Origin of the sequence: Pseudomonas sp. 203-8, from assembly GCF_020708595.1 — a bacterium.
In the GTDB taxonomy this organism is placed as follows: Bacteria; Pseudomonadota; Gammaproteobacteria; order Pseudomonadales; family Pseudomonadaceae; genus Pseudomonas; species Pseudomonas aeruginosa.
Genome location: NZ_JAJFDF010000007.1, coordinates 72772 through 94246, shown reverse-complemented (window position 1 = coordinate 94246; position 21475 = coordinate 72772). Strand labels below are relative to the sequence as shown.

Here is a 21475-nt window from a genome sequence, read left to right as displayed (position 1 = left end):
GGGGTGTCGATGGCGGGGGGAGAGAAGGCCGGCAAGCGCGGCATGGGGTTCTGGACCTGCAGCGCGCTGGTGATCGGCAACATGGTCGGTTCGGGAGTCTTCCTGCTTCCCTCCAGCCTGGCGGCGTTCGGCGGGCTCAGCCTGTTCGGCTGGCTGGTGTCGAGCACCGGCGCGGTGCTGCTGGCGCTGACCTTCGCCCGCCTGGCGCGGGTCAACCCCGGCGCCGGCGGCCCCTACGCCTATACCCGCGACGGTTTCGGCAGCTTCGCCGGCTACCTGTGCGCCTGGACCTACTGGAAAGCCGCCTGGATCGGCAACGCGGCGATCGCCGTGACCCTGGTCGGCTACCTGCGGGTATTCATCCCGGCGCTGGCGGATCCGCTGCTGATGGTCAGCGTGGCCATCGCCGCGATCTGGCTGTGCACCCTGATCAACCTGCGAGGCATCGGCACCTTCAGCGTGGTGCAGAACCTGCTGACCATCCTCAAGCTGCTGCCGTTGTTGCTGGTCGGTATCCTCGGCTGGTTCCACTTCAATCCCGAGCACCTGGCGATCCCGGCGCGCAGCGAGCTGCCGAACATGGGCTATGCCCAGGCGATCGCCACCACCGCGGCGCTGACCCTGTGGTCGTTCATCGGCCTGGAGTCGGCCACCGTGCCGGCCGACGACGTCGAGGATCCGCGCCGCACCATTCCCCGTGCGACCCTGTTCGGCACGCTGGCCGCGGCGGCCCTCTACATCCTCTCGATCACTGCGGTGCAGGGCCTGATGCCGCCGGAGGTGCTGGCCCGCTCCACCTCGCCGTTCGCCGACGCGGCGCGGATCCTGATGGGCGACTGGGGCTACTACCTGGTGGCTGCCGGGGCGGTCATCGCCTGCCTGGGCGCGCTCAATGGCTGGGTCCTGTTGCAGGGCCAGATCCCGGTGGCTCCGGCGCGCGACGGGCTGTTCCCGGAGTCGCTCGGCCAGCTCAACAAGAACGGCGCGCCGGCCCACGGCCTGCTGGCCTCGGGGCTGCTGGTGACGGCGCTGGTGATGGTCGACGGGCATGGCGACCTGGTCGATGTGTTCAACGTGATCATCCTGCTCGGCACCATGACCGGGGTGGTCCCCTACGCGTTCTGCACCGCCGCGCTGTTGCAACTGCTGGCGGTGCGACCGGACGAGTTCTCGCCGCGTTCACGCCGGCAATTGCTGGTGATCGGCTCGCTGGGCTTCGCCTACTCGCTATGGGCGCTGTATGGCACCGGCCAGCAGGCGATCTTCTGGGGCTTCCTGGTGCTGATGGCCGGTATCCCGATGTACACCTGGCGGCAATGGCGCAACCAGGTCAACGGAGTGCCGACGCTCAAAGCCAATGACTGACCGCCCACCAGCCCAGGCCGCCCATCACCAGGGTGTAGGGTAGCGCCATCCAGACCATGCGGCCGTACGACAGGCGCACCAGCGGGGCGATGGAGGAGGTCAGCAGGAAGAGGAACGCCGCCTGGCCGTTGGGCGTCGCTACGCTGGGCAGGTTGGTGCCGGTATTGATCGCCACCGCCAGGGTATCGAAATGCTCGCGGCTCATGTGGCCGGCATCCAGCGCCTGTTTCACCTCGGTGATGTAGATGGTGGCGACGAATACGTTGTCGCTGATCGCCGAGAGCAGGCCGTTGGCGATGAACAGCATGCCCGGCTGGCGTTCCGCCGGCAGCGCCAGCACCGCCTGGATGATCGGGGTGAACAGGTGCTGCTGGTGGATCACCGCGACCACCGCGAAGAACACCACCAGCAGCGCAGTGAACGGCAGGGCCTCCTGGAAGGCGCGGCCGATCTGGTGTTCGTCGGTGACGCCGGTGAAGGCAGTGATCAGCACGATCACCAACAGGCCGATCAGGCCGACCTCGGCGACATGCAGGGCCAGCCCGACGATCAGTACCAGCGCCGCCAGGGCCTGCACCAGCAGCGCGGCCTTCTGCTGCGCTCCGCGTTTGCGGCTTTCGCTGGCGGCGTACTCGGCGAGCACCTGGCGCACCGCCGCCGGCAACTGGGCGCCATAGCCGAAGCGGCGGCTCTTCTCCAGCAGCACGCAGGTCAGCAGGCCGGCCGCCAGTACCGGCATGGATACCGGCGCGACCTGGCGGAAGAACTCGACGAAATGCCAGCCGGCCTCGTGGCCGATCAGCAGGTTCTGCGGCTCTCCCACCAGGGTGCAGACGCCGCCCAGCGCGGTGCCGACCGCCGCGTGCATGAGCAGGCTGCGGAGGAAGGCGCGGAATTCCTCGAGATGGGCCCGGTGCAGCTCGGGGACCTGGCGGTCGGTGGCGGGATCGTAGTCCTCGCTGGCGCGCTGCCCCGAAGCGACCCGGTGATACACGGCGAAGAATGCCACCGCCACGCTGATCACCACGGCGGTCACGGTGAGGGCGTCGAGGAAGGCCGAGAGGAGGGCGGCCAGCAGGCAGAACAGGAGCGATAGCAGGGTCTTCGAGCGCACGCCGAGCAGCAGGCGGGAAAACAGCAGGAGCAGCAGGTCCTTCATGAAGTAGATGCCGGCGACCATGAACATCAGCAGCAGGAGCACCGGGAAGTTGTGCTGCAATTCCGCATAGAGCGCCTCGGGGGTAGCCAGGCCAAGCAGCAGCGCCTCCAGCACCAACAGGCCACCCGGCTGTAGCGGATAGCATTTCAGCGCCATGGCCAGGGTGAAGATGAACTCGCCGACCAGCACCCAGGCGCTTGTCACCGGCCCGGCCAGCCATAGCAGCAGGGGGTTGAGCAAGAGGAAGGCGAGCACCGTCAGCTTGTACCAGCGCGGCGAATGCCCGAGGAAGTTCTGTGCGAAAGCCTGGCTCAGGGGACTGCTCACGATGGACTCCACGGCAAGGAAAAGACTGAAAATGCCAGCAGGACTTTCGTTGGATCAAGCGTTTAGCGCAATCATCGAAGAGATTGCGGTATCAATGGGCGTGCCGTGCATCACATAGTGCAGCATCGACATTTGGCTCGCCCTTGTTATAGTTGCGGGATTTTCCGCACAACAAAAATCTCTGCGTTCTGACAGCGCAGTTGCTCTGCCGAGGACTATCGCCGTGACCGAGTACAACGCATTCCGTGTGGAGCTGGCAGACAAGATCGCCCACGTCCAGATCAACCGTCCGGACAAGATCAATGCCATGAACCAGGACTTCTGGCGCGAGATCATCGAGATCTTCCGCTGGGTCGACGATACCGACGAAGTGCGGGTGGTCGTGCTGTCCGGGGCGGGCAAGCATTTTTCCTCGGGGATCGACCTGATGCTGCTGGCCCAGGTCGGCAGCCAACTGGGCAAGGACGTCGGCCGCAACGCCGACGCCCTGCGTCGCAAGATTCTCGAGCTGCAGGCCTCGTTCAACGCGGTCGACAACTGCCGCAAGCCGGTGCTCGCGGCGATCCAGGGCTACTGCCTGGGCGGCGCCATCGACCTGGTCTCGGCCTGCGACATGCGCTACTCGACCGCCGACGCGCAGTTCTCGATCAAGGAGATCGACATCGGCATGGCCGCCGACGTCGGCACCCTGCAGCGCCTGCCGCGGATCATCGGCGATGGCATGATGCGCGAGCTGGCCTACACCGGGCGCATGGTCGACGGCGAAGAGGCACGGAGCATCGGCCTGGTCAATCGTACCTACGCGGACCAGGCCGCATTGATGGATGGGGTCTTCGAACTGGCGCGGCAGATCGCCGCGAAGTCGCCGATCGCCATCCGTGGTACCAAGGAAATGATCCGCTATATGCGCGACCACCGGGTCGACGACGGCCTCGAGTACGTCGCTACCTGGAACGCCGCCATGCTCCAGTCCGCCGACCTGCGGGTGGCGATGGCCGCGCATATGGCCAAGCAGAAGCCGGAATTCGCTGATTGATGCCGTTGTATATTCTTGCGCGGGAGGCGCACTAGACCGATGGTCACAGGAGCCACGTCCCTCAGTCTGGTGCGCGACGAGTTGTTCGCCACCATGGAACAGGCCGAACAGGGTCTTGAGCAGTTCATTGCCGAGCGGCAGAACGGCAGCCTGCTGCAGCACGCCGTCGAATGCCTGCAACAGATCCGCGGCACCCTCAACCTGATCGAGCTGGCCGGCGCCGAGCTGCTGGCCCAGGAAGCCCTGCAGCTGGCGACCGACATTCCCACCGGCGTCAGCGAGGAGCGCGACGGCCAGCTGGCAGCCCTGGGCAACGCCCTGTACGTGCTGCGCCGCTACCTGGAGAACGTCGAGGCCAATCGCCAGGAGATCCCCGAGCTGCTCTTGCCGGCGATCAACGAAGTGCGCTGTGCCGCAGGGCAGCCGGCGCTGCCGGAAAGCTTCTTCTTCAGCGCCCGCCTGGATATCCCGCGGCCGCCGAGCACTGCCATCGACCACCTGCCTTCCGAAGCCGAACTGGGCGAGGAAAGCCGGCGGATGCGCCACATGTACCAGATCGGCCTGCTCGGCCTGATCCGCGAACAGAACCTCTATCCCAGCCTCAAGCTGATGGGCCGCGCGCTGGCGCGCCTCGACAGTCTGCACGGCGGGGTGGCCCGTTCGCGGCTGTGCTGGATCGGCGCCGCGGCGATCGAGTCGATCGTCGATGGCCAACTGTTGCCGCGCAAGTCGCGCAAGCAACTGTTCTCGCGCATCGACCGCGAGCTCAAGCAATTGCTGATCGGCCCGGCCTACGAGGCGCCGCGCCATCTGCTCAAGGAACTGCTTTACCTGGTGGCGCTGTCCGACGGCCAGGGCCCGCGTTCGCGCGAGGTCCGCGAACTGCATGGGCTGGCGCCGCTGCCGTTCACCGACCACCTGCTGGAAGAGGAATCGCAGCGCCTGTCCGGCCCCGGCCAGTCGGTGATGCGTTCGCTGTCCACGGCGATCCGCGAGGAACTCGCCGGGGTCAAGGACATGCTCGACCTGATCGAGCGCGGCGTGGCCCAGCCGGATAGCCTGACCAACCTGCATGCGCAACTGGGCAAGCTGAGCAAGACCCTCGGCATGGTCGGCCTGAACTCGGCCGGCACCGCCCTGCAGACCCAGCTACCCACCGTGGCCGCCTGGGCTGCCAGCGGCGTCGCCGATTCGCCGCCGGCGTTGCTGCGCCTGGCCGATGCGGTGCTCTACGTGGAAAGCATGGTCGGCAACCTCGAGCGCGGCGAGCGCCGCATCATCCGGCCGACTCCGGCGGAGCCCGGGCAGGAAGCCGATGCGTTCGCCGTGCACCAGTTGGCCGAGGCGCGCATCGTGGTGATCGAGGAGGCCAAGGCCGGCCTGGCCCTGGCCAAGCGTGCGATCACCGCGTACCTGGAATCCAATGGCGACAAGCTCAACCTGGCCAACGTCCCGGCCAGCCTGCAGGCGGTCCGGGGCGGTCTCTGGTTCCTCGGTCAGGAGCGCGCCGCGCTGCTGGTCGGCGGCTGCGCCGACTACATCCAGCAGCGCATGATCGAGACCGCGCAGATGCCTTCGGAGCAGATGCTGGAAACCCTCGCCGACGCCCTGACCAGTCTCGAATACTATCTCGAGGGCGGTGCCGTGCTGCGTCCGCAGGGCCAGCCGGACGTCCTCGACCTGGCCAGCGCCAGCGTCAAGGCGCTCGGACTGCCGGTGGCCGCCTGATGGCCGGCGAGTTCCGCTGGCAGGCAGGTCGGCCGGCTACCGCCCAGGTCGGCGGCTGGGTGCTCGCGCACTGTCAGCAGCGCTTCCTCCAGGACGACAACGGCCTGCTGTTCCCCCGCGAATGGCTGAAGCGCCAGGAACTCCCGCTGCTCGCCGAACATGGGGTCGGCCATTGGCAGGGCGAGCCGGTCTACGTGCTGGAACTGGACGAGCCGATCGAGCTGCCGGGCATGGCCTGGGCGCCGTTGCGGCAGTTCATGCTGCACGGCGATTTCGATCAGTTCTGCATGCTCGGCTATGCCAGCCAGATCGGCATCTGGGCACGTCACAACCGGTTCTGCGGCAATTGCGGCACACGCATGCAGGCGCAGGACCACGAGCGGGTGATGCAGTGTCCGCAGTGCGGGCTGCACCAGTACCCGCGCCTGTCGCCGAGCATGATCGTCCTGGTGACCCGGGGCGACGAGGTGTTGCTGGCGCGTTCGCCGCGCTTCGTGCCGGGGGTCTACAGTACCCTGGCCGGCTTCGTCGAGGCCGGCGAGTCGGTGGAGCAGTGCGTGGTCCGCGAGGTGCGCGAAGAGGTCGGGGTGGAGGTCGCCAATCTCGAATACATCGGCAGCCAGAACTGGCCGTTCCCGCATTCGCTGATGCTCGGTTTCCACGCCGAGTACGTGTCCGGCGAGATCGTCCCGCAGGAAGACGAGATCGAGGACGCCCAGTGGTTCTCCCTCGATGCCTTGCCGCCGCTACCGGCGCAGCGCTCGATCGCCCGGCACCTGATCGACCTGTACCTGGCGCGCCGCTCAGGCGCCGCTGAACCAGTGCTGCCAGGCTAGCCGCGCGGTCAGCGCCAGGACCACCAGGATGAACACCGGGCGAATGAACTTCGCCCCGCCGCCGATGGCGGTGCGCGCGCCGAAATAGGCGCCGACCATCAGCGACGCACCCATGCACAGGCCGAGCAACCAGATCACCTGGCCGGAGGCGATGAACACCGCCAGCGCCACTATGTTGCTGACGAAGTTCATGCTCCGCGCCACACCGCTGGCGCGGACCAGGTCCAGCGGGTACATGAGCAGCGAGCTGACGGTCCAGAACGCTCCGGTGCCCGGTCCCGCCACGCCGTCGTAGAAGCCCAGGGCGAGGCCCTGCGGCCACTGGCGCTTGCGTCCGAGCGGCGCATCGGCGTCCAGCGGCGCCTTCGGCGTGCCGCCGAAGAGCATGTAGAGGCCGCAGGTGAATACCACCACCGGGAGCATCCGGTTCAGCCACTCGGCGGGCAGCAGGTGAGCCGCCCAGGCGCCTATGGCGGCGCCGATCGCGGTGGCGAGCAGAGCGTTGCGCCACTTCCCGGGATGGAACAGCTTGCGCCGGTAGAAGGTGTAGCTGGCGGTCGCCGCACCGAAGGTCGAGCTCAGCTTGTTGGTACCCAGCGCCAGGTGCGGCGGGACCCCGGCGGTGAGCAGCGCAGGGATGGTCAACAGGCCGCCGCCGCCGGCGATGGCGTCGATGAAGCCGGCGAGAAAGGCCACCACGGCCAGGATGATCAGGGTGCTGGGGTCTATCGCGAGTTCGAAGGGCATGAAAAACCGGACCTGCTTCCAATCGGGAAACGGCCTCGCTGGCCGTCGGGAGGAGGGGTGCGCATAATGCCCGCAATTTCACGCAGAAGGAATCGCTTGCATGCAGTACGACGGTCTGGCCTGGGCATTCGCGTTACTGGCCTTGCTGGCCGCCCTGGTCGCGGTGCGCATCCTCTTCGAACGCACCTGGTTCCTCGGCTGGCTGCGCGGCACCTGCGGCTTGGCCTTCGTCGCCGTGGCGGCGCTGCTGCTGGTGCTCGCCTGGGACCTGCGCAGCTATTCGCTGCTCAAGCCCGAGCAGCCGATGGCCACCCTGAGCTTCCAGGCCGAAGGGCCGCAGCGCTACCGGGTGCTGATCCAGGAGGGCGCCAACGAGCGCAGCGTGGTGCTGGACGGCGAACTCTGGCAACTGGACGCGCGGATTTTCCGCTGGAAGGGGCTAGCCGCGTTGATCGGTCTGGCGCCGGGCTATCGCCTCGACGCGCTCAGCGGCCGCTTCCTGGCCCTCGAGCAGCAGTCCCGGGGCCGCCGCCTGGGCTTGTCGCAGAGTCCGCTGGGTGTCGATCTCTGGCGCTGGCTGCGGGCCGGCGAGCACGACCTGTTCCTGTTCGAGCCGCTGGCGGGGCGGGTGACTTTCCTGCCGATGGCGGACAAGGCGGTGTTCGCGGTGAACTACGGCGTCGCCGGGCTGCTTGCCGAGCCGATGAACCTGGCGGCCGAGGAGGCGCTCAGGGACTGGCGCTAGGCCATGCGAAAAGCCGGGGCGGCGGCGATCGCCTGGGCGGTTTCGCGAAAGCGTTCGATGAGTTCCGACGGCGTGCGGTAGGCCAGCGCCAGCCGATAGGGAATTCGCGCCCGCCGCCCTTGCAGGGGACGAAAGGTGACCCCCGGCGGGCGCAACGGTTGTAGCAGCGAAGGCACTAGCGCGACGCCGATGCCGCCGGCCACCAGCCCGGCGATGGTCTGCATCTGCCGCGCCTCCTGCACCACCTCCGGGACGAAGCCGGCTGCCGCGCAGGCGGCGACGATCAGGTCGTGCATGCCCGGCCCATAGTGCCGTGGAAACAGCAGCCAGGGTTCTCCGGCCAGTTGTTCCAGGCGCAGGCGCGCATGGCGTGCCAGCCGATGCCCTTCGGGCAATGCCACGCGCATGTCGCCGTCCACCAGTAGATGTGTGTACAGGCCGGGCTGGCAGTCGACCGGCAGAACGATCAGGCCGGCATCGATGCGGTCTTCGCGCAACGCCTCCAGTTGCCCTGCGGTGGTGTCTTCCTGGAGCTGGAAGTCCAGCGCGCCATGCTGTTGGCGGAACGCCTGGAGTATGCGCGGTAGCAGAATATTGATGGTGCTGTCGACGAACGCCAGGCGCAACGTTCTGCGTCCGCTGGCGGCGCTGCGCGCGGCCGCCAGGGTGCGTTCGGCCTGGGCCAGGGTGCGCCGGGCTTCGTCGAGGAACGCGCGGCCTGCCGGCATCAGGCGGTGGATACGGTTGTCACGCTCCAGCAGGCTGGCGCCGACTTCTTCTTCCAGCCGCCGGATCGCAGTGGTCAGCGGTGGCTGGGCCATGTGCAGGCGCTCAGCGGCGCGGCGGAAGCTCAGCTCCTCGGCAACCGCGACGAACTGGCGGAACTGGCGTAAGTCGGCCATTGCGATATCTCCCGGATATGGTGAGTTAAGAAAGACAGTATTGGATATATCGCGGCGGATCCGTCGAAAATCCATCCGTACGCTCGCTCTGGCCAGACGAGGCGTTCCATCCATTACAGAGGAAGCCCGTCATGCACACTCATTCTCCAATCCCCCGTACCGCCCTGGTCACCGGCGGCTCGTCGGGCATCGGCCTGGCCATCGCCCGGCGCCTTCGGCAACAGGGTTATCGGATCGCCCTGGTGGCCCGTGATTCCCAGCGTCTGCAACGCGCTGCCGCCGAGTTGGGCGGTGTGCCCTGGATGGCCGCCGATCTTTCCCGTCGCGAAGCTGTCGAGGCGGTGGCCGCCTGGGTTGGCGACACCTTCCAGGGGCTCGACGTGCTGGTGAACAACGCCGGGTTCACCCGAAAGATCGCCGCCACCACTCCGCTGGCTGAGGCCGAGCGGGAATGGGATGCGCTGCTGGACGGCAACCTGAAAAGCGCGTTCCTCATGTCGCTGGCGGTGTTGCCGCATTTCGCGGAAGAGGGCGGGCGGATCATCCATATCGGATCGATCGCTGCGCAGACCGGTAGCGGCAGTCCTGGTGCGCTGGGCTATGCGGCAGCCAAGGCCGGCCTGCATGGCTTCGGCGTGGCCCTGGCGCGGGAACTCGGTTCGCGCGGGATCACGGTGAACAGCGTGGCGCCGGGTTACATCGCCGACACCCGGTTCTTTCCCGGCGGCCTCGATCCGCAACGGGTCGCCGCCATCGTCGGCGAGACCCCGCTGGGCAGGACCGGCCGGGTCGAGGACATCGCCGCGGCGGTGGCCTGGCTGGCCTCGCCCGAGGCGGGGTTCGTCACCGGAACGGTGGTGTCGGTGAACGGTGGCTGGCGGGTCGGCAACTGAAGTGGAAGCGGCGGGTAACGCCTATGGGGGTACTCGTCCGGCTACCCGAGAACGCAGGTGAATAGCCGTGGGGCGGCTGTCCCGCGCTGGTGCGAGGCATTGGCAATCCTGAAATGAAAAGAGGGAGCCCTGGCTCCCTCTTCGCGCGTTCGCCGTTCCGTCAGGAAAGGAAGCCGCCGTCGACGTTCAGCGCCACGCCGGTGGTGTAGCTGGACGCTTCGCTAGCCAGGTAGAGCACGGCGCCTGCCATTTCGCTCGGCTCGGCCACGCGCTTGAGCGGGATGCGCTGCAGGGCGAGGTTGCGGATCGCGTCGTTCTTCACCAGCGCCGAAGCGAACTTGGTGTCGGTCAACCCTGGCAGGAGGGCGTTGCAGCGGATGCCGAACTGCGCGCATTCCTTGGCGAAGACCTTGGTCATGCTGATCACGGCGGCCTTGGTCACCGAGTAGATGCCCTGGAACTCGCCGGGCGATACGCCATTGATCGAGGCCACGTTGATGATGCTGCCGCCGCCGTGTTCCTTCATCAGCTTGCCGCCCTCGATGGACATGAAGTAGTAGCCGCGGATGTTGACGTCGACGGTCTTCTGGAAGGCGCCGAGGTCGGTTTCCAGTACGTTGCAGAACTGCGGGTTGGTGGCGGCGTTGTTGACCAGGATGTCGAGGCGGCCGAACTGCTCGCGGATCTGTGCGAAGACGTTCTGGATCTGCTCCATCTCGCCGATGTGGCAGGCGATCGCGGTGGCCTTGCCGCCCTCCGCGGTGATCGCGTCGGCGACCGCCTGGCAGCCATCGATCTTGCGGCTCGAGACGATCACGTGGGCGCCTTGCTGGGCCAGCAGCTTGGCTATCGCCTCGCCGATGCCGCGGCTGGCGCCGGAAACGAAGGCGATCTTGCCGTCGAGGTCGAACAGGTGGGTCTTGGACATGGGCTATCCCCTTGTAGTGGTCGGTTACAGGCGGGAGCGCTCGATGGCCTGCAGGCTCATCTGCTCCAGCAGCTTGTTCATCTGCACGAACTGGGCGAAACGCTTGTCCTGGGTCTGCCCGTGGTAGTAGCGGTAGTAGATCTGCTGGACGATGCCGGCAAGACGGAACAGGCCATAGGTGTAGTAGAAGTCCAGGTTGTCGATCGGTGGGATCCCGGCCCGCTCGGCGTAGTAGTCGGCGAACTCTCGGCGGGTCAGCATGCCCGGCAGGTGGCTGGGCTGGCGGCGGGTCAGCTGCACCGGAGCCGGGTCGCCGGCTTCCACCCAGTAGGCGAGGGTATTGCCGAGGTCCATCAGCGGATCGCCGAGGGTGGCCAGTTCCCAGTCCAGCACGCCGATGATCTGCATCGGGTTTTCCGGGTCGAGGATCACGTTGTCGAAGCGGTAGTCGTTGTGCACGATGCCCGGCTTGTGGTGATCGGCCGGCTGCTTGTCCTTGAGCCAGGCCTTGACCGGTTCCCAGAGCGGCGCGTCGGGGGTCAGGGCCTTCTCGTAGCGGTCGGTCCAGCCGGCGATCTGGCGCTGCACGTAGCCGTCCGGGCGGCCCAGGTCGGCCAGTCCGCAGGCGGCGTAGTCGACGTTGTGCAGTTCGACGAACTTGTCGATGAAGCTCTTGCACAGGCTGCGGGTCTGTTGTTCGTCGAGATTCAGCTCAGGCGGCAGTTCGGCGCGCAGGATGATGCCCTTGACCCGTTCCATGACGTAGAACTCGGCGCCGATCACCGACTCGTCGGTGCAGTAGAGGTAGGCTTTCGGGCAGTAGGGGAAGCCTGCGTTCAACTGGTTCAGGATGCGGTATTCGCGGCCCATGTCGTGGGCCGACTTGGCCTTGTGGCCGAATGGCGGGCGACGCAGGACGAACTCCTGGCGCGGATACTCGATCAGGTAGGTCAGGTTGGACGCGCCACCGGGGAACTGGCTGATCTTCGGGGTGCCTTCGAGGCCGGGGATATGGGCTTTCAGGTACGGGTCGATGACGGCGGCGTCGAGTTCTTCGCCGGCGCGGATGCGAGTGGATTGGTCGGTCAGCGACATGGGGTTCCCTTCTCGTGGTGCCACGGCGGAGCCGCGGGAGCCGGTGCGCGCATCAGGCTGCGCAATGATGGTGACCGGCGATAATTGGCTAATCTAATGCCCTGTCCCGGCCCTCACAAGCCGCCGCCAGGCGTTATGGGCAAGCGTGTTGCCGCTCCATCACGGTCCCTGATCGTCGGCCTGGAGGAATGCCGGACGAAAAAAAACCGGAGCCGCGAGGGACTCCGGTTTTCCTTCTGGCATGGCGCCGGAAACGGTCAGACCGGGAACAGTTCGCCCAGCTTCATCGCCAGCATCATGTCGCCTTCGGCGCGCAGCTTGCCGGCCATGAAGGCCTGCATGCCGTCGGTCTCGCCGCTGGTGATGCCCTTCAGGGTTTCGCTGTCCATGATCAGGGTGACGTTGGGGTTCTCGGCGTCGCCCTGTACCACTTCGCAGGTACCGTCCTTGACGACCAGGTAGTGATTGTCGCCGTCTTCGATGTTGAACTGGAACACCAGATCCAGGCCGGCGGCCGCGCTGGCGTTGAACTTGCTTTTCATGGTGGAGACGATGTCAGCAACGGTGGTCATGGGTTCTATTCCTTTCTTCTAGGGTTTTTTCGGCGACCGGAACGGTCGCGGTAGGCCGGCTCATCGATAGGTGATGAGTTCCGGCGCCTTCAACAGTTCCAGGTGCACGTGACTGTTGAAGGAAGCCAGGGACACTTCCTCGCCGCGGAATTTCAGGCGAGTCAGCGAGGTATTGACGATCTGCCAGTTCAGCTCGAAGGCCTTGAGCGGCGGAACGCCGACGATCAGTTGGAGCAGGGCGGTGATGGTACCGCCGGAGGTGAACACGGCGACCCTGTCCTTGCCGCTGGCCTGCGCCAGCAGACGACGAAGACCGTCATGGACCTTATCGAGGAATTCCTGCCAGCTTTCCAGCCCATCTTTCTCATGGTTGCCGGAAACCCAGCGCGCGATGATGGTGGAGAACAGGCGCTGGAACTCGGCCCGATGCTCGGCCGCATGGCGAAGGATGTGCAGGGCTTCCGGCTGCTCCTCGAGCAGGTCCGGCAGGTGCGCGCGGATCACCGCGTCGGCTTCGAATTCGTTGAACGCCGGATCGACTTCCAGCTCCGGCGTGGCCAGCCCGGAGGACTCCAGGCGTTCGAGGGCGGCGCGGGCGGTGTGCTGCTGGCGGCGCAAGCCGCCGCTGAGGACGCGGTCGAAACGGACGCCGAGGTTCAGCAGGTGGTCGCCGAGGATTTCCGCCTGGCGGATGCCGGTCGGCGACAGCACGTCGTAGTCGTCGGCACCGAACGACGCCTGGCCATGTCGAATCAGGTAGATGCTGCCCACGGGCGGACCTCGGCGGGTGAAAGTTCCGCGAGGGTATGAGGATCACCCAGGGCTGTCAACGAAAAAACATACGCTTGTTTGAATGTCATTCGCTGCCTTTATCGGCTGCTCCGGGCGCGCCCTGCAAAGGCTCTCCAGGCAGTGGCATCGCTGGCCGCCCGTCGGTGGCCTGGGTATGCTTGCGCAATCGTGTCGCCCGTAGACGGGTGCGTCAACAGTAGAGAGGGGGTTGTGTGGAGTTCATTGCCGAATATGCGGGCTTTCTGGCCAGGACCGTGACCGTGCTGGCGGCGATCATCGTGGTGCTGGTGGTGATCGTCGCCCTGCGCGGCCGCGGCCGGCGCGGCGCAGGCGGGCACCTCGACGTGCAGAAGCTCAACGATTTCTACAAGGACCTGCGCGAGCGGGTCCGCCACAGCGTCCTCGACAAGACCAGCCTCAAGGCCTTGCGCAAGGAGGAGAGCAAGGCGGCGAAGCAGGCGAAGAAACATCCTGAACAGAAGTCGCGGGTCTACGTGCTCGATTTCGACGGCGACATCAAGGCCTCGGCTACCGAGCAACTGCGCCACGAAGTGACTGCGGTGCTGAGCATGGCGGGCAAGGACGACGAGGTGGTGCTGCGCCTGGAAAGCGGCGGTGGCATGGTCCATGGCTACGGTCTGGCGGCCTCGCAACTGGCGCGCATCCGCCAGGCCGGCGTGCCGCTGACCGTGTGCGTCGACAAGGTGGCGGCCAGCGGCGGCTACATGATGGCCTGCATCGGCGATCGGATCCTTTCCGCGCCCTTCGCCATCCTCGGCTCGATCGGCGTGGTGGCGCAGTTGCCCAACGTCCACCGGCTGTTGAAGAAGCACGATATTGACTTCGAGGTGCTTACCGCCGGCGAATACAAGCGTACGCTGACGGTATTCGGCGAGAACACCGAGAAGGGCCGGGAAAAGTTCCAGGAGGACCTGGAGGTGACCCACGAACTGTTCAAGAACTTCGTGGCCCACTACCGGCCGCAACTGAACATGGACGAGATCGCCACCGGCGAGGTCTGGCTGGGCCAGGCCGCACTGGGCAAGCTGCTGGTGGACGAACTCAAGACCAGCGACGAGTACCTGGCCGAGCAGGCCAGGGAGCGCGATGTCTACCAGGTGCAATTCGTCGAGCGCAAGAGCCTGCAGGAACGCGTCGGCCTGGCCGCCAGCGTGGTTATCGACCGCGTGCTGGTGACCTGGTGGGGGCGGCTCAACCAGCAGAAGTTCTGGCAATAGGCCGGCGCCGACAGGGACGAACACGCTGTCTTCAGGGTTTTCACGAGAGGAGGTCGAAATGGCTGTATTCAAGGCGTTGTGGGTGACGGAAGCGCCCCACGGCGTTTACGAAACGCAGGTGGTCGAGCGCGATACCGGCGACCTGCCGGCGGGCGACGTACTGATCCGCGTGCAGTATTCCTCGCTGAACTACAAGGATGCGCTGTCCGCCAGCGGCAACCGCGGGGTGACCCGCAAGTACCCGCATACCCCCGGCATCGATGCCGCCGGTGTGGTCGCCGAGTCCTCGGTGGCCGAGTTCGCGGCCGGCGACGAGGTGATCGTCACCGGCTACGACCTGGGCATGAACACCGCCGGTGGTTTCGGCCAGTACATCCGCGTGCCCGCGGCCTGGGTGATCAAGCGCCCGCAAGGCCTGAGCCTGCGCGAGGCGATGATCCTCGGCACCGCCGGCCTGACCGCGGCGCTCTGCGTCGAAAAGCTGGAGCGCAGCGGCCTGCGCCCCGACCATGGCTCGGTGCTGGTGACCGGCGCCAGCGGCGGGGTCGGCAGTATCGCCGTGGAACTGCTGGCCAAGCTCGGCTACACCGTGGCGGCCGCCACCGGCAAGCTGGAGCAGGCCGAGTTCCTCAACCGCCTGGGGGCCAAGCAGATCCTCGATCGCGCCACCGTGGCCGATGGCGTCGACAAGCCGTTGCTCAAGGAACAGTGGGCCGGCGCGGTGGACACCGTCGGCGGCGACATCCTCTTCAACGTGGTCAAGTCGTTGCAGTACGGCGGCAGCGTCGCCTGCTGCGGCCTGACCGCCGGCGCCGGCTTCAAGGCCTCGGTGCTGCCGTTCATCCTGCGCGGGGTCAACCTGCTCGGGGTGGACTCGGTGGAGCTGCCGCTGGTGGTCAAGGCATCCATGTGGGACAAGCTGTCGCTGCAATGGAAGCTCGACAACCTCGAAGAGGTGGCGCGCGAGATCGCCCTCGAAGAGCTGCCGGGGGCGATCAACCAGATCCTCGCCGGCAAGCTGGTCGGCCGGGTGCTGGTCAACCTCGGCTGAGGGCGTTGCCGGAGCCCAGCTCCGGCAACAGGTAGCCCGCCCATAGCGATTCGGCGAACTGCGGCCGGAAGAAGCCGAAATGGCCGATGTGGCGGGCGCCGATTTCCTCGGGAGCGATGCGCCAGGCGGTTTTCGGCGCTTCGCGGTAGAAGCCCAGCAGCGACTCGATGCTGCGTCGGGACATCATTTCATCGTCGGTGAACGACAGCGACACGATGGGCGTGCGTACGGCGGAGAAGGCGCGGCGGATGGCCTCGCCATCCGCGAGGGCGTACTGCGGATGCAGGCACCAGCGTCGCCATTGTTCGATCACCCCGCGCGGCAGGTCGCCGACCATGCCCAGGCGGCGCCCGGGAAAATAGCCGAGCAGCGGCGTCAGCAGGGGCGCGACGAGGTACCAGAACAACCAGACCTTGTTGCGCAACCGCGGGCTGTTTTCCTTCCAGTAGCCACTGCCGCTGGCGATGCTGAAGACCCTATCGATACGCTCGCGCCCTTCGACGAAGGGCAGGATCTGGCCGCCCAGGCTATGGCCGATCCAGTACAGGGGCTTGCTCCCGCTCTCGGCGAGCGCGGCGGCGAGCATGGCGCTGCAGTCATGACGGGCCCAGCCCAGCACATCGACCTCGAGACCGCGCAGCGAGCCGTTGCGCGATTGCCCCATGCCCAGGTAGTCGAAGGTGATGGCCAGGTAGCCGCGCTCTGCCAGCCAGGCGGCGAAGGGCGCGTAGAAGCGCTGTTCCACTCCCATCGCCGGGACGATCAGGAGATAGCCGCGCGGCTCCCCGGCAGGCCGGTACCAATGGCTGGCCAGCGGATGGCCGTTGCCGTTATCGATGAGGCGTGGTTGCGGAGGGTTCATGCCGGTCTCCGTGGTCTGCTCATGGCTTCGAGAATAGAGCTGGCCGCCAGGGCGCCTCCAGCCGGCCGAAAGCACGGCCGGGGCGCCTTGGCGGTCAGGCCTGGCTGACGTACATGGTGATCTCGGCGCGGAATACCGGCTTGTCGTCGACATAGGCGACCACCGGCACCACCAGGTTGCCGGTGGCTTGCCAGTCGATCTGGCTGCCGTCGGCCACCGCGCGCACGTCGCCAGTGGCCTTGGCCAGGTACTCGACGGTCATGCCGCGCGGAATCCAGCGATGGCCGGCGGGAATCGAGGCGTCGGTCATGGTCCCGGCGGCCAGTTCGGCGGCATTGCACAGGGCGATGGCATGCACCGTGCCGATATGGTTCAGCACCTCGCGGCGCTTGGGGAAGGTGACTTCGGCATAGCCGGGACGCAGTTCGACGAACTGCGGGGCGATGCTGGCGAAATAGGGTGCGAACTGGCCGATCATGGCGCTGAACTGGGCCGGGCCGACCTGCTGGTACATCTGCATCATCTGACTCATGGAAAACTCCGGGCGTTTCAGGATTGAAGATGTGTGCGCACCGGGGCAGTATACGAAGGTTAGAAATTTATTCTAGAAAAATATTCTAGTCAGCGTTTCGACGATTAACGACAAGGACCGACATGGGCCGTTCTTCCCGCAAAGACGAGATTCTCCAGGCCGCCCTGGCCTGCTTCAGCGAGCATGGCGTAGACGCCACCACCATCGAGATGATCCGCGACCGTTCCGGAGCGAGCATCGGTAGCCTCTACCACCATTTCGGCAACAAGGAACGCATCCATGGCGAACTGTACCTGGCCGGGATCGGCCAGTACGCGGCGTTGCTCGAAGCCGGCTTCGCCAGGGCGCGCAGCGCCGAGGAAACGGTCAGGTTGCTGGTCACCAGCTACATCGACTGGGTCGTGGCGAATCCCGACTGGGCACGCTTCATCCTGCACAGCCGCGGGCGGGTGGAGGCGGGGGAGCTGGGCGAGCGCCTACGGGCCGACAACCAGGCGCACTTCGCACGGATCCATGCGGCGCTGGCGGGATATCGGGCCGAGGGCCTGTTCCGCGAGATGCCGGACGACTGCTTTGCTTCGGTGGTGATCGGCCCGGCCCACGACCTTGCCCGCCAGTGGCTGGCCGGGCGAACCCGGGTGGCGTTGGCCGACTGTCGCGAACTGCTGGCGCAGGTGGCCTGGGACAGCGTGCGGGCGGCCTGAGGCGTCCGTGACCTCGGGAATGAAAAAGCCCCGCGGCTGCGGGGCTTTTCCGTCAGGGCGGGGGTCAGCCGCGGCGGCGGAACAGCGGTAGCGGCTGCTCCACCGAGGTCTGGTAGACCTCGCTGAAGTCGTCCAGGCTGGCCAGGGCGTCTTCCGGGCTGCGGTCGGCACGGATGGCATAGGCGTCGAAGCCGCAGCGGCGCATGAAGAACAACTGGTCGCGCAGCACGTCGCCGATCGCGCGGATCTCGCCCTTGTAGCCGTAGCGCTCGCGCAGCAGGCGCGCGCTGCTGAAGCCGCGGCCATCGGTAAAGGCGGGGAAGTTCACTGCGATCACTTGGAACCTGTCGAGGTCGCCGGCGATGCTTTCCGGCTCCTCGTCCGCGTCCAGCCAGACCCCCAGGCCGCCGTCGCGGCCGCGCAGGGCCGGGCCGTGCTCGAGCCACAGGGCCAGCGGGATGATCACGTCGTCGCTGTTGGGTACGCTTTCCAGGGTCGCGTCCTTGGGCAGCAAGTGCCAGCGGTCGTCGACCACCTGGCGGTCCTTAATGATTCGCTGCATATACGCGCTCCTTGAACGGGTCGATACCGATACGGCGGAAGGTGTCGATGAAGGGTTCTTCCTCGGTCCGGCGTTCCACGTAGACCTGGATGATCTTGTCGATCACGTCGGCCATCTGCTCCTGGGCGAAGGACGGGCCGAGGATCTGCCCGAGGCTGGCGTCGCGCGCCGAGCTGCCGCCGAGGGAGACCTGGTAGAACTCCGCGCCTTTCTTGTCGACCCCGAGGATGCCGATGTGGCCGACATGGTGATGGCCGCAGGCGTTCATGCAACCGGAGATGTTCAGGTCGATGTCGCCGATGTCGAATAGATAGTCGAGATTGTCGAAGCGGCGCTGGATGGCTTCGGCGATCGGGATCGACTTGGCGTTGGCCAGGGAGCAGAAGTCGCCGCCGGGGCAGCAGATGATGTCGGTCAGCAGGCCGACGTTGGGGGTGGCGAAGCCCAGTTCGCGCAGTTCGCCCCAGAGGGCGAAGAGTTCGCCCTGCTCGACGTCGGCGAGAATGATGTTCTGGTTATGGCTGTTGCGCACCTCGCCGAAGCTGTAGCGGTCGGCGAGATCGGCGATGGCCTCCAGCTGTTTGTCGGTGACGTCTCCCGGCGCGGTGCCGGTGGGCTTCAGCGAGAGCGTCACGGCGACGTAGCCGGGCTTCTTGTGGGCGAAGGTGTTGCGTGCGCGCCAGCGGGCGAAGCCGGGGTGCTCCGCGTCGAGCCGGGCGAGGGACTCGTCGAGGTCGTCGAGGGCCTTGTAGGCCGGATCGACGAAATGCGCGGCGACGCGCTGGACTTCCGCCTCGGTGAGGGTGCTCGGTCCGTCCTTGAGGTTGGCCCATTCGGCCTCGACGCGCTCGGCGAAGACTTCCGGGGTCAGCGCCTTGACCAGGATCTTGATCCGCGCCTTGTACTTGTTGTCGCGCCGGCCATAGCGGTTGTAGACGCGCAGGATGGCATCCAGGTAGCCGAGCAGGTGCTGCCAGGGCAGGAATTCATTGATGAAGCTGCCGACGATGGGGGTTCGGCCCAGGCCGCCGCCGACCGAGACGCGGAAGCCGAGCTCGCCGGCCTCGTTCTTCACCGCCTCCAGGCCGATGTCGTGCACTTCGATGGCGGCACGGTCGCTCACCGCGCCGTTCACCGCGATCTTGAACTTGCGCGGCAGGTGGGCGAACTCGGGGTGGAAGGTCGACCATTGGCGGATGATCTCGCACCAGGGGCGCGGGTCCACCAGCTCGTCGCGGGCGACGCCGGCGAACTGGTCGGTGGTGGTGTTGCGGATGCAGTTGCCGCTGGTCTGAATCGCGTGCATCTGCACGGTGGCCAGCTCGGCGAGGATTTCCGGCACGTCTTCCAGCTCCGGCCAGTTGAACTGCACGTTCTGCCGGGTGCTGATGTGGGCGTAGCCCTTGTCGTAGTCGCGGGCGATCTGCGCCAGCTTGCGCAGTTGGCGCGAGGAGAGCAGGCCATAGGGAACGGCGATGCGCAGCATCGGGGCATAGCGCTGGATATAGAGACCGTTCTGCAGGCGCAGCGGGCGGAACTCCTCACCGGTCAATTCACCCGCCAGGTAACGGCGGGTCTGGTCGCGGAACTGCTTGACGCGGTCCTCGACGATCCGTTGGTCGTACTCGTCGTATACGTACATGAATATTCCTGCTGTCAGGCTATGCGGCTTACTGCGTTAACCAGCGCGCACGGCTACGCGCTCCACGCGGAGTGGGCGCACGATACCAGTTCATATTTATGCGTAAAAGTGATGTTTGAGTATATGGTAAGAACCAAAAAGACTAAGTCGCCAGGCAAGCATAACCGCTTCGCAACGGCGCCTTTCTTGAGCGATGGGCGGCGCTGGTCTTAACTGGAGAGTGCCTTTCGATGTCTTCGTCCCGATACCCACAAGAAACAGGGGGAGTCATGAGCGAGCCGAGCAAAACCCAGGAAAACCGCGACAGCGTGGTCGACGCCCGCGCGGCCTTCGTCCTGATCCTGCTGGTGGTGGCTACCGCGGTGTTCTGGGTCAGCCACCAGTGAAAGCCCGCCTCGGCGGCGCAGAGGTCACAGGCCGCTGAGGCTCAGCACCAGTTTCACGATCCCGGCCAGCAACAGCACGAACACCAGGGTGAAGAGCAGGCCCAGCATGATGAAGTGCACGGGCTTGCCGTGGGTGAAGTCGCGGGCGCGGTTTCGCCCGCTCTGTACGCCGAAGGCGGCAGCCATCACGCTATGCAGCATCTGCCAGAAGGTCGGCGGCTTCTGGTTCGGTTCTTCCGTCTCGATACCCATCGGTGGTCCTCCCTTTTCCATACCTGCCCTGAGAGTCTAGACCCTTGGCGGGAGGAGGGTGGCTTCAGGCCTGGCGGGCGGGGATGCGCCGTTCCACCGTGCCCTGCGTGGCCCTGGCGCGCAGTTGCCCGCAGCCGCCGTCGATGTCCTGGCCGGCCGAGTTGCGCACCTTGGTCAGCACGCCGCGGCTGTGCAGGTAGCGCACCAGCTCGACGATCCGCTCCCCGCTCGGGCGCCGGTAGGCGTCGCCGTCCATGCTGTTGTAGGGGATCAGGTTCATCACCGCGAAGCGGCCCTTGAGCAGGCGCAGGATGCCGTCCATTTCCTCCAGGCTGTCGTTGATCCCTTCGAGCAGGGTCCATTGGTACTGGATCGGATAGTCGACCCGGCGGGCGTAGGCCTCGCCGGCTTCCACCAGTTCTTCCGGGCTCAGCGGCGGCGCCTTGGGCAACAGTTGCCGGCGCAGTTCGGCGCGGGTGCTGTGCAGGGACAGGGCGAGGGCGGGCTTCACCCGTTGCCGGGGCAGGCGCTCGAACACGCGGGGATCGCCGACGGTGGAGAACACCAGGTTCTTGTGGCCGATGCCGCCATCGGTGCCGAGCAGGTCGATGGCTTCGAGGACGTTGTCGAGGTTGTGCGCCGGCTCGCCCATGCCCATGAACACCACTTTCTTCACCGCTCGCCGACGGCGCGCCAGGACCACCTGGGCGACCATCTCCAGGCTGCCGACCTGGCGCAGCAGGCCGCTGCGGCCGGTCATGCAGAACACGCAGCCGACCGCGCAGCCGACCTGGGTCGAGACGCACAGCCCACCGCGCGGCAGCAGCACGCTTTCCACCATCTGCCGGTCGGCCAGTTCCACCAGCAGGCGCGACGAGCCGTCGCTCGCCGGATGCTCGCTGTGCAGGCGGGCGATGCCTTCCAGTTCCGCTGCTACCTGGGGCAGACCATGGCGTACGCCCAGCGGCAGGAAGTCCTCGGCCCGCTGGCGGGCGGTGCAGGCATCGAGGGCGCGGCCCTGCAGCCAGGCGCGGACGATCCTCCCGCAATGCAGGGGCTTGGCGCCGAGATCGGCGAGGCGCTGGTGGAGGTCTTGGCTACGCATGGGGCGCGCATCCTAC

The 21475-nt window shown here is 66.4% G+C and carries 22 protein-coding genes; 9 read left to right on the top strand and 13 right to left on the bottom strand.

The features are described 5' to 3' along the window. Positions 1-9: 9 nt before the first annotated feature. Complete coding sequence (locus LJF27_RS17315) at positions 10-1365, top strand: amino acid permease (RefSeq protein ID WP_003117687.1); 1356 nt, start codon at positions 10-12, stop codon at positions 1363-1365. Here the strand turns inward: LJF27_RS17315 and nhaB are convergent. Then, a complete protein-coding gene (gene nhaB, locus LJF27_RS17310) occupies positions 1349-2851 on the bottom strand; it encodes a sodium/proton antiporter NhaB (protein WP_003113594.1) in 1503 nt (500 codons plus the stop codon). The two genes, LJF27_RS17315 and nhaB, sit on opposite strands and share 17 nt — an antisense overlap. A 223-nt stretch (positions 2852-3074) precedes the next feature. Between nhaB and LJF27_RS17305 the strand changes: the two genes are divergently transcribed. Genes LJF27_RS17305 through nudC form a run of 3 tightly spaced genes read left to right on the top strand, consistent with a single transcriptional unit; the run spans position 3075 to position 6451 of the window. Further along, on the top strand, positions 3075-3887 hold the full coding sequence (locus tag LJF27_RS17305; RefSeq protein WP_003087972.1) for a crotonase/enoyl-CoA hydratase family protein: 813 nt from the start codon (positions 3075-3077) through the stop codon (positions 3885-3887). Positions 3888-3926: 39 nt separating this feature from the next. Then, complete coding sequence (fimL, locus tag LJF27_RS17300) at positions 3927-5615, top strand: type IV pilus/biofilm regulator FimL (RefSeq protein WP_003098159.1); 1689 nt, start codon at positions 3927-3929, stop codon at positions 5613-5615. Next, the gene (nudC, locus tag LJF27_RS17295; protein WP_003113595.1) at positions 5615-6451 is read left to right on the top strand and encodes an NAD(+) diphosphatase; all 837 of its coding nucleotides are present in this window, start codon (positions 5615-5617) and stop codon (positions 6449-6451) included. The genes fimL and nudC overlap by 1 nt, the downstream gene beginning before the upstream one ends. On the opposite strand, the gene LJF27_RS17290 is transcribed toward nudC, so the two are convergent. Further along, the gene (locus LJF27_RS17290) at positions 6419-7198 is read right to left on the bottom strand and encodes a TSUP family transporter (protein WP_003450110.1); all 780 of its coding nucleotides are present in this window, start codon (positions 7196-7198) and stop codon (positions 6419-6421) included. The two genes, nudC and LJF27_RS17290, sit on opposite strands and share 33 nt — an antisense overlap. A 100-nt stretch (positions 7199-7298) precedes the next feature. Between LJF27_RS17290 and LJF27_RS17285 the strand changes: the two genes are divergently transcribed. After that, positions 7299-7943: a hypothetical protein gene (locus tag LJF27_RS17285; protein ID WP_003087981.1), complete on the top strand. Its 645-nt coding sequence runs from the start codon at positions 7299-7301 to the stop codon at positions 7941-7943. On the opposite strand, the gene LJF27_RS17280 is transcribed toward LJF27_RS17285, so the two are convergent. After that, the gene (locus LJF27_RS17280; protein ID WP_023116620.1) at positions 7940-8845 is read right to left on the bottom strand and encodes a LysR family transcriptional regulator; all 906 of its coding nucleotides are present in this window, start codon (positions 8843-8845) and stop codon (positions 7940-7942) included. The genes LJF27_RS17285 and LJF27_RS17280 overlap by 4 nt on opposite strands. 131 nt (positions 8846-8976) lie before the next feature. On the opposite strand from LJF27_RS17280, the gene LJF27_RS17275 reads away from it, so the two are divergent. After that, positions 8977-9738, top strand: coding sequence for an SDR family NAD(P)-dependent oxidoreductase (locus LJF27_RS17275; RefSeq protein ID WP_003113599.1), 762 nt, complete (start codon positions 8977-8979; stop codon positions 9736-9738). Between the two features lie 160 nt (positions 9739-9898). Here LJF27_RS17275 and LJF27_RS17270 read toward each other — a convergent pair whose 3' ends face one another. The 4 genes from LJF27_RS17270 to LJF27_RS17255 all read right to left on the bottom strand — a co-directional run bounded on the left by LJF27_RS17270 (position 9899) and on the right by LJF27_RS17255 (position 13104). Further along, a complete protein-coding gene (locus LJF27_RS17270) occupies positions 9899-10666 on the bottom strand; it encodes an SDR family oxidoreductase (RefSeq protein ID WP_003087987.1) in 768 nt (255 codons plus the stop codon). Positions 10667-10690: 24 nt separating this feature from the next. Continuing rightward, the gene (locus LJF27_RS17265) at positions 10691-11761 is read right to left on the bottom strand and encodes a phosphotransferase family protein (RefSeq protein WP_003098170.1); all 1071 of its coding nucleotides are present in this window, start codon (positions 11759-11761) and stop codon (positions 10691-10693) included. 257 nt (positions 11762-12018) lie between these two features. Next, positions 12019-12333, bottom strand: a complete 315-nt coding sequence (locus tag LJF27_RS17260; RefSeq protein ID WP_003087993.1) for an SCP2 sterol-binding domain-containing protein — start codon at positions 12331-12333, stop codon at positions 12019-12021. A gap of 60 nt (positions 12334-12393) precedes the next feature. Further along, positions 12394-13104: a histidine phosphatase family protein gene (locus LJF27_RS17255; protein WP_003087996.1), complete on the bottom strand. Its 711-nt coding sequence runs from the start codon at positions 13102-13104 to the stop codon at positions 12394-12396. A 233-nt stretch (positions 13105-13337) separates the two neighbouring features. On the opposite strand from LJF27_RS17255, the gene sohB reads away from it, so the two are divergent. Next, positions 13338-14363, top strand: a complete 1026-nt coding sequence (sohB, locus tag LJF27_RS17250; protein ID WP_003098174.1) for a protease SohB — start codon at positions 13338-13340, stop codon at positions 14361-14363. Between the two features lie 58 nt (positions 14364-14421). Further along, positions 14422-15414 carry a YhdH/YhfP family quinone oxidoreductase gene (locus tag LJF27_RS17245; RefSeq protein ID WP_003087998.1) on the top strand — a complete coding sequence of 331 codons (993 nt, stop codon included), beginning with the start codon at positions 14422-14424 and terminating at the stop codon, positions 15412-15414. Here LJF27_RS17245 and LJF27_RS17240 read toward each other — a convergent pair. Both LJF27_RS17240 and LJF27_RS17235 read right to left on the bottom strand, forming a co-directional pair. Next, positions 15401-16276, bottom strand: coding sequence for an alpha/beta fold hydrolase (locus LJF27_RS17240; protein WP_003117684.1), 876 nt, complete (start codon positions 16274-16276; stop codon positions 15401-15403). The two genes, LJF27_RS17245 and LJF27_RS17240, sit on opposite strands and share 14 nt — an antisense overlap. A gap of 94 nt (positions 16277-16370) precedes the next feature. Then, positions 16371-16808 (bottom strand): hotdog fold domain-containing protein, encoded by a 438-nt coding sequence (locus LJF27_RS17235; protein WP_003098177.1) that lies wholly within the window; start codon positions 16806-16808, stop codon positions 16371-16373. A 122-nt stretch (positions 16809-16930) separates the two neighbouring features. Here LJF27_RS17235 and LJF27_RS17230 point away from each other — a divergent pair, with 122 nt between their 5' ends. Then, positions 16931-17512 (top strand): TetR/AcrR family transcriptional regulator, encoded by a 582-nt coding sequence (locus LJF27_RS17230; protein ID WP_003098179.1) that lies wholly within the window; start codon positions 16931-16933, stop codon positions 17510-17512. Between the two features lie 64 nt (positions 17513-17576). Here LJF27_RS17230 and LJF27_RS17225 read toward each other — a convergent pair whose 3' ends face one another. From LJF27_RS17225 to LJF27_RS17210, 4 genes are all read right to left on the bottom strand, one after another. Continuing rightward, positions 17577-18074, bottom strand: a complete 498-nt coding sequence (locus tag LJF27_RS17225; protein ID WP_003088003.1) for a DUF934 domain-containing protein — start codon at positions 18072-18074, stop codon at positions 17577-17579. After that, positions 18058-19716, bottom strand: coding sequence for a nitrite/sulfite reductase (locus LJF27_RS17220; RefSeq protein WP_003098180.1), 1659 nt, complete (start codon positions 19714-19716; stop codon positions 18058-18060). The genes LJF27_RS17225 and LJF27_RS17220 overlap by 17 nt, the downstream gene beginning before the upstream one ends. Before the next feature lie 410 nt (positions 19717-20126). After that, positions 20127-20354, bottom strand: coding sequence for a DUF2970 domain-containing protein (locus tag LJF27_RS17215; protein ID WP_003098182.1), 228 nt, complete (start codon positions 20352-20354; stop codon positions 20127-20129). Positions 20355-20418: 64 nt separating this feature from the next. Further along, positions 20419-21459, bottom strand: coding sequence for an RNA methyltransferase (locus tag LJF27_RS17210; protein ID WP_003122825.1), 1041 nt, complete (start codon positions 21457-21459; stop codon positions 20419-20421). Between the last annotated feature and the right edge of the window lie 16 nt (positions 21460-21475).

Coding starts and splice junctions, on each gene's coding strand:
- LJF27_RS17285 (WP_003087981.1), top strand. CDS start 7,299: ATGCAGTACGACGGTCTGGCCTGGGCATTCGCGTTACTGGCCTTGCTG.
- LJF27_RS17315 (WP_003117687.1), top strand. CDS start 10: ATGGCGGGGGGAGAGAAGGCCGGCAAGCGCGGCATGGGGTTCTGGACC.
- LJF27_RS17260 (WP_003087993.1), bottom strand. CDS start 12,333: ATGACCACCGTTGCTGACATCGTCTCCACCATGAAAAGCAAGTTCAAC.
- LJF27_RS17270 (WP_003087987.1), bottom strand. CDS start 10,666: ATGTCCAAGACCCACCTGTTCGACCTCGACGGCAAGATCGCCTTCGTT.
- LJF27_RS17245 (WP_003087998.1), top strand. CDS start 14,422: ATGGCTGTATTCAAGGCGTTGTGGGTGACGGAAGCGCCCCACGGCGTT.
- LJF27_RS17215 (WP_003098182.1), bottom strand. CDS start 20,354: ATGGGTATCGAGACGGAAGAACCGAACCAGAAGCCGCCGACCTTCTGG.
- LJF27_RS17220 (WP_003098180.1), bottom strand. CDS start 19,716: ATGTACGTATACGACGAGTACGACCAACGGATCGTCGAGGACCGCGTC.
- fimL (WP_003098159.1), top strand. CDS start 3,927: ATGGTCACAGGAGCCACGTCCCTCAGTCTGGTGCGCGACGAGTTGTTC.
- LJF27_RS17265 (WP_003098170.1), bottom strand. CDS start 11,761: ATGTCGCTGACCGACCAATCCACTCGCATCCGCGCCGGCGAAGAACTC.
- LJF27_RS17280 (WP_023116620.1), bottom strand. CDS start 8,845: ATGGCCGACTTACGCCAGTTCCGCCAGTTCGTCGCGGTTGCCGAGGAG.
- LJF27_RS17290 (WP_003450110.1), bottom strand. CDS start 7,198: ATGCCCTTCGAACTCGCGATAGACCCCAGCACCCTGATCATCCTGGCC.
- LJF27_RS17235 (WP_003098177.1), bottom strand. CDS start 16,808: ATGAGTCAGATGATGCAGATGTACCAGCAGGTCGGCCCGGCCCAGTTC.
- LJF27_RS17240 (WP_003117684.1), bottom strand. CDS start 16,276: ATGAACCCTCCGCAACCACGCCTCATCGATAACGGCAACGGCCATCCG.
- LJF27_RS17225 (WP_003088003.1), bottom strand. CDS start 18,074: ATGCAGCGAATCATTAAGGACCGCCAGGTGGTCGACGACCGCTGGCAC.
- LJF27_RS17230 (WP_003098179.1), top strand. CDS start 16,931: ATGGGCCGTTCTTCCCGCAAAGACGAGATTCTCCAGGCCGCCCTGGCC.
- LJF27_RS17210 (WP_003122825.1), bottom strand. CDS start 21,459: ATGCGTAGCCAAGACCTCCACCAGCGCCTCGCCGATCTCGGCGCCAAG.
- LJF27_RS17275 (WP_003113599.1), top strand. CDS start 8,977: ATGCACACTCATTCTCCAATCCCCCGTACCGCCCTGGTCACCGGCGGC.
- nudC (WP_003113595.1), top strand. CDS start 5,615: ATGGCCGGCGAGTTCCGCTGGCAGGCAGGTCGGCCGGCTACCGCCCAG.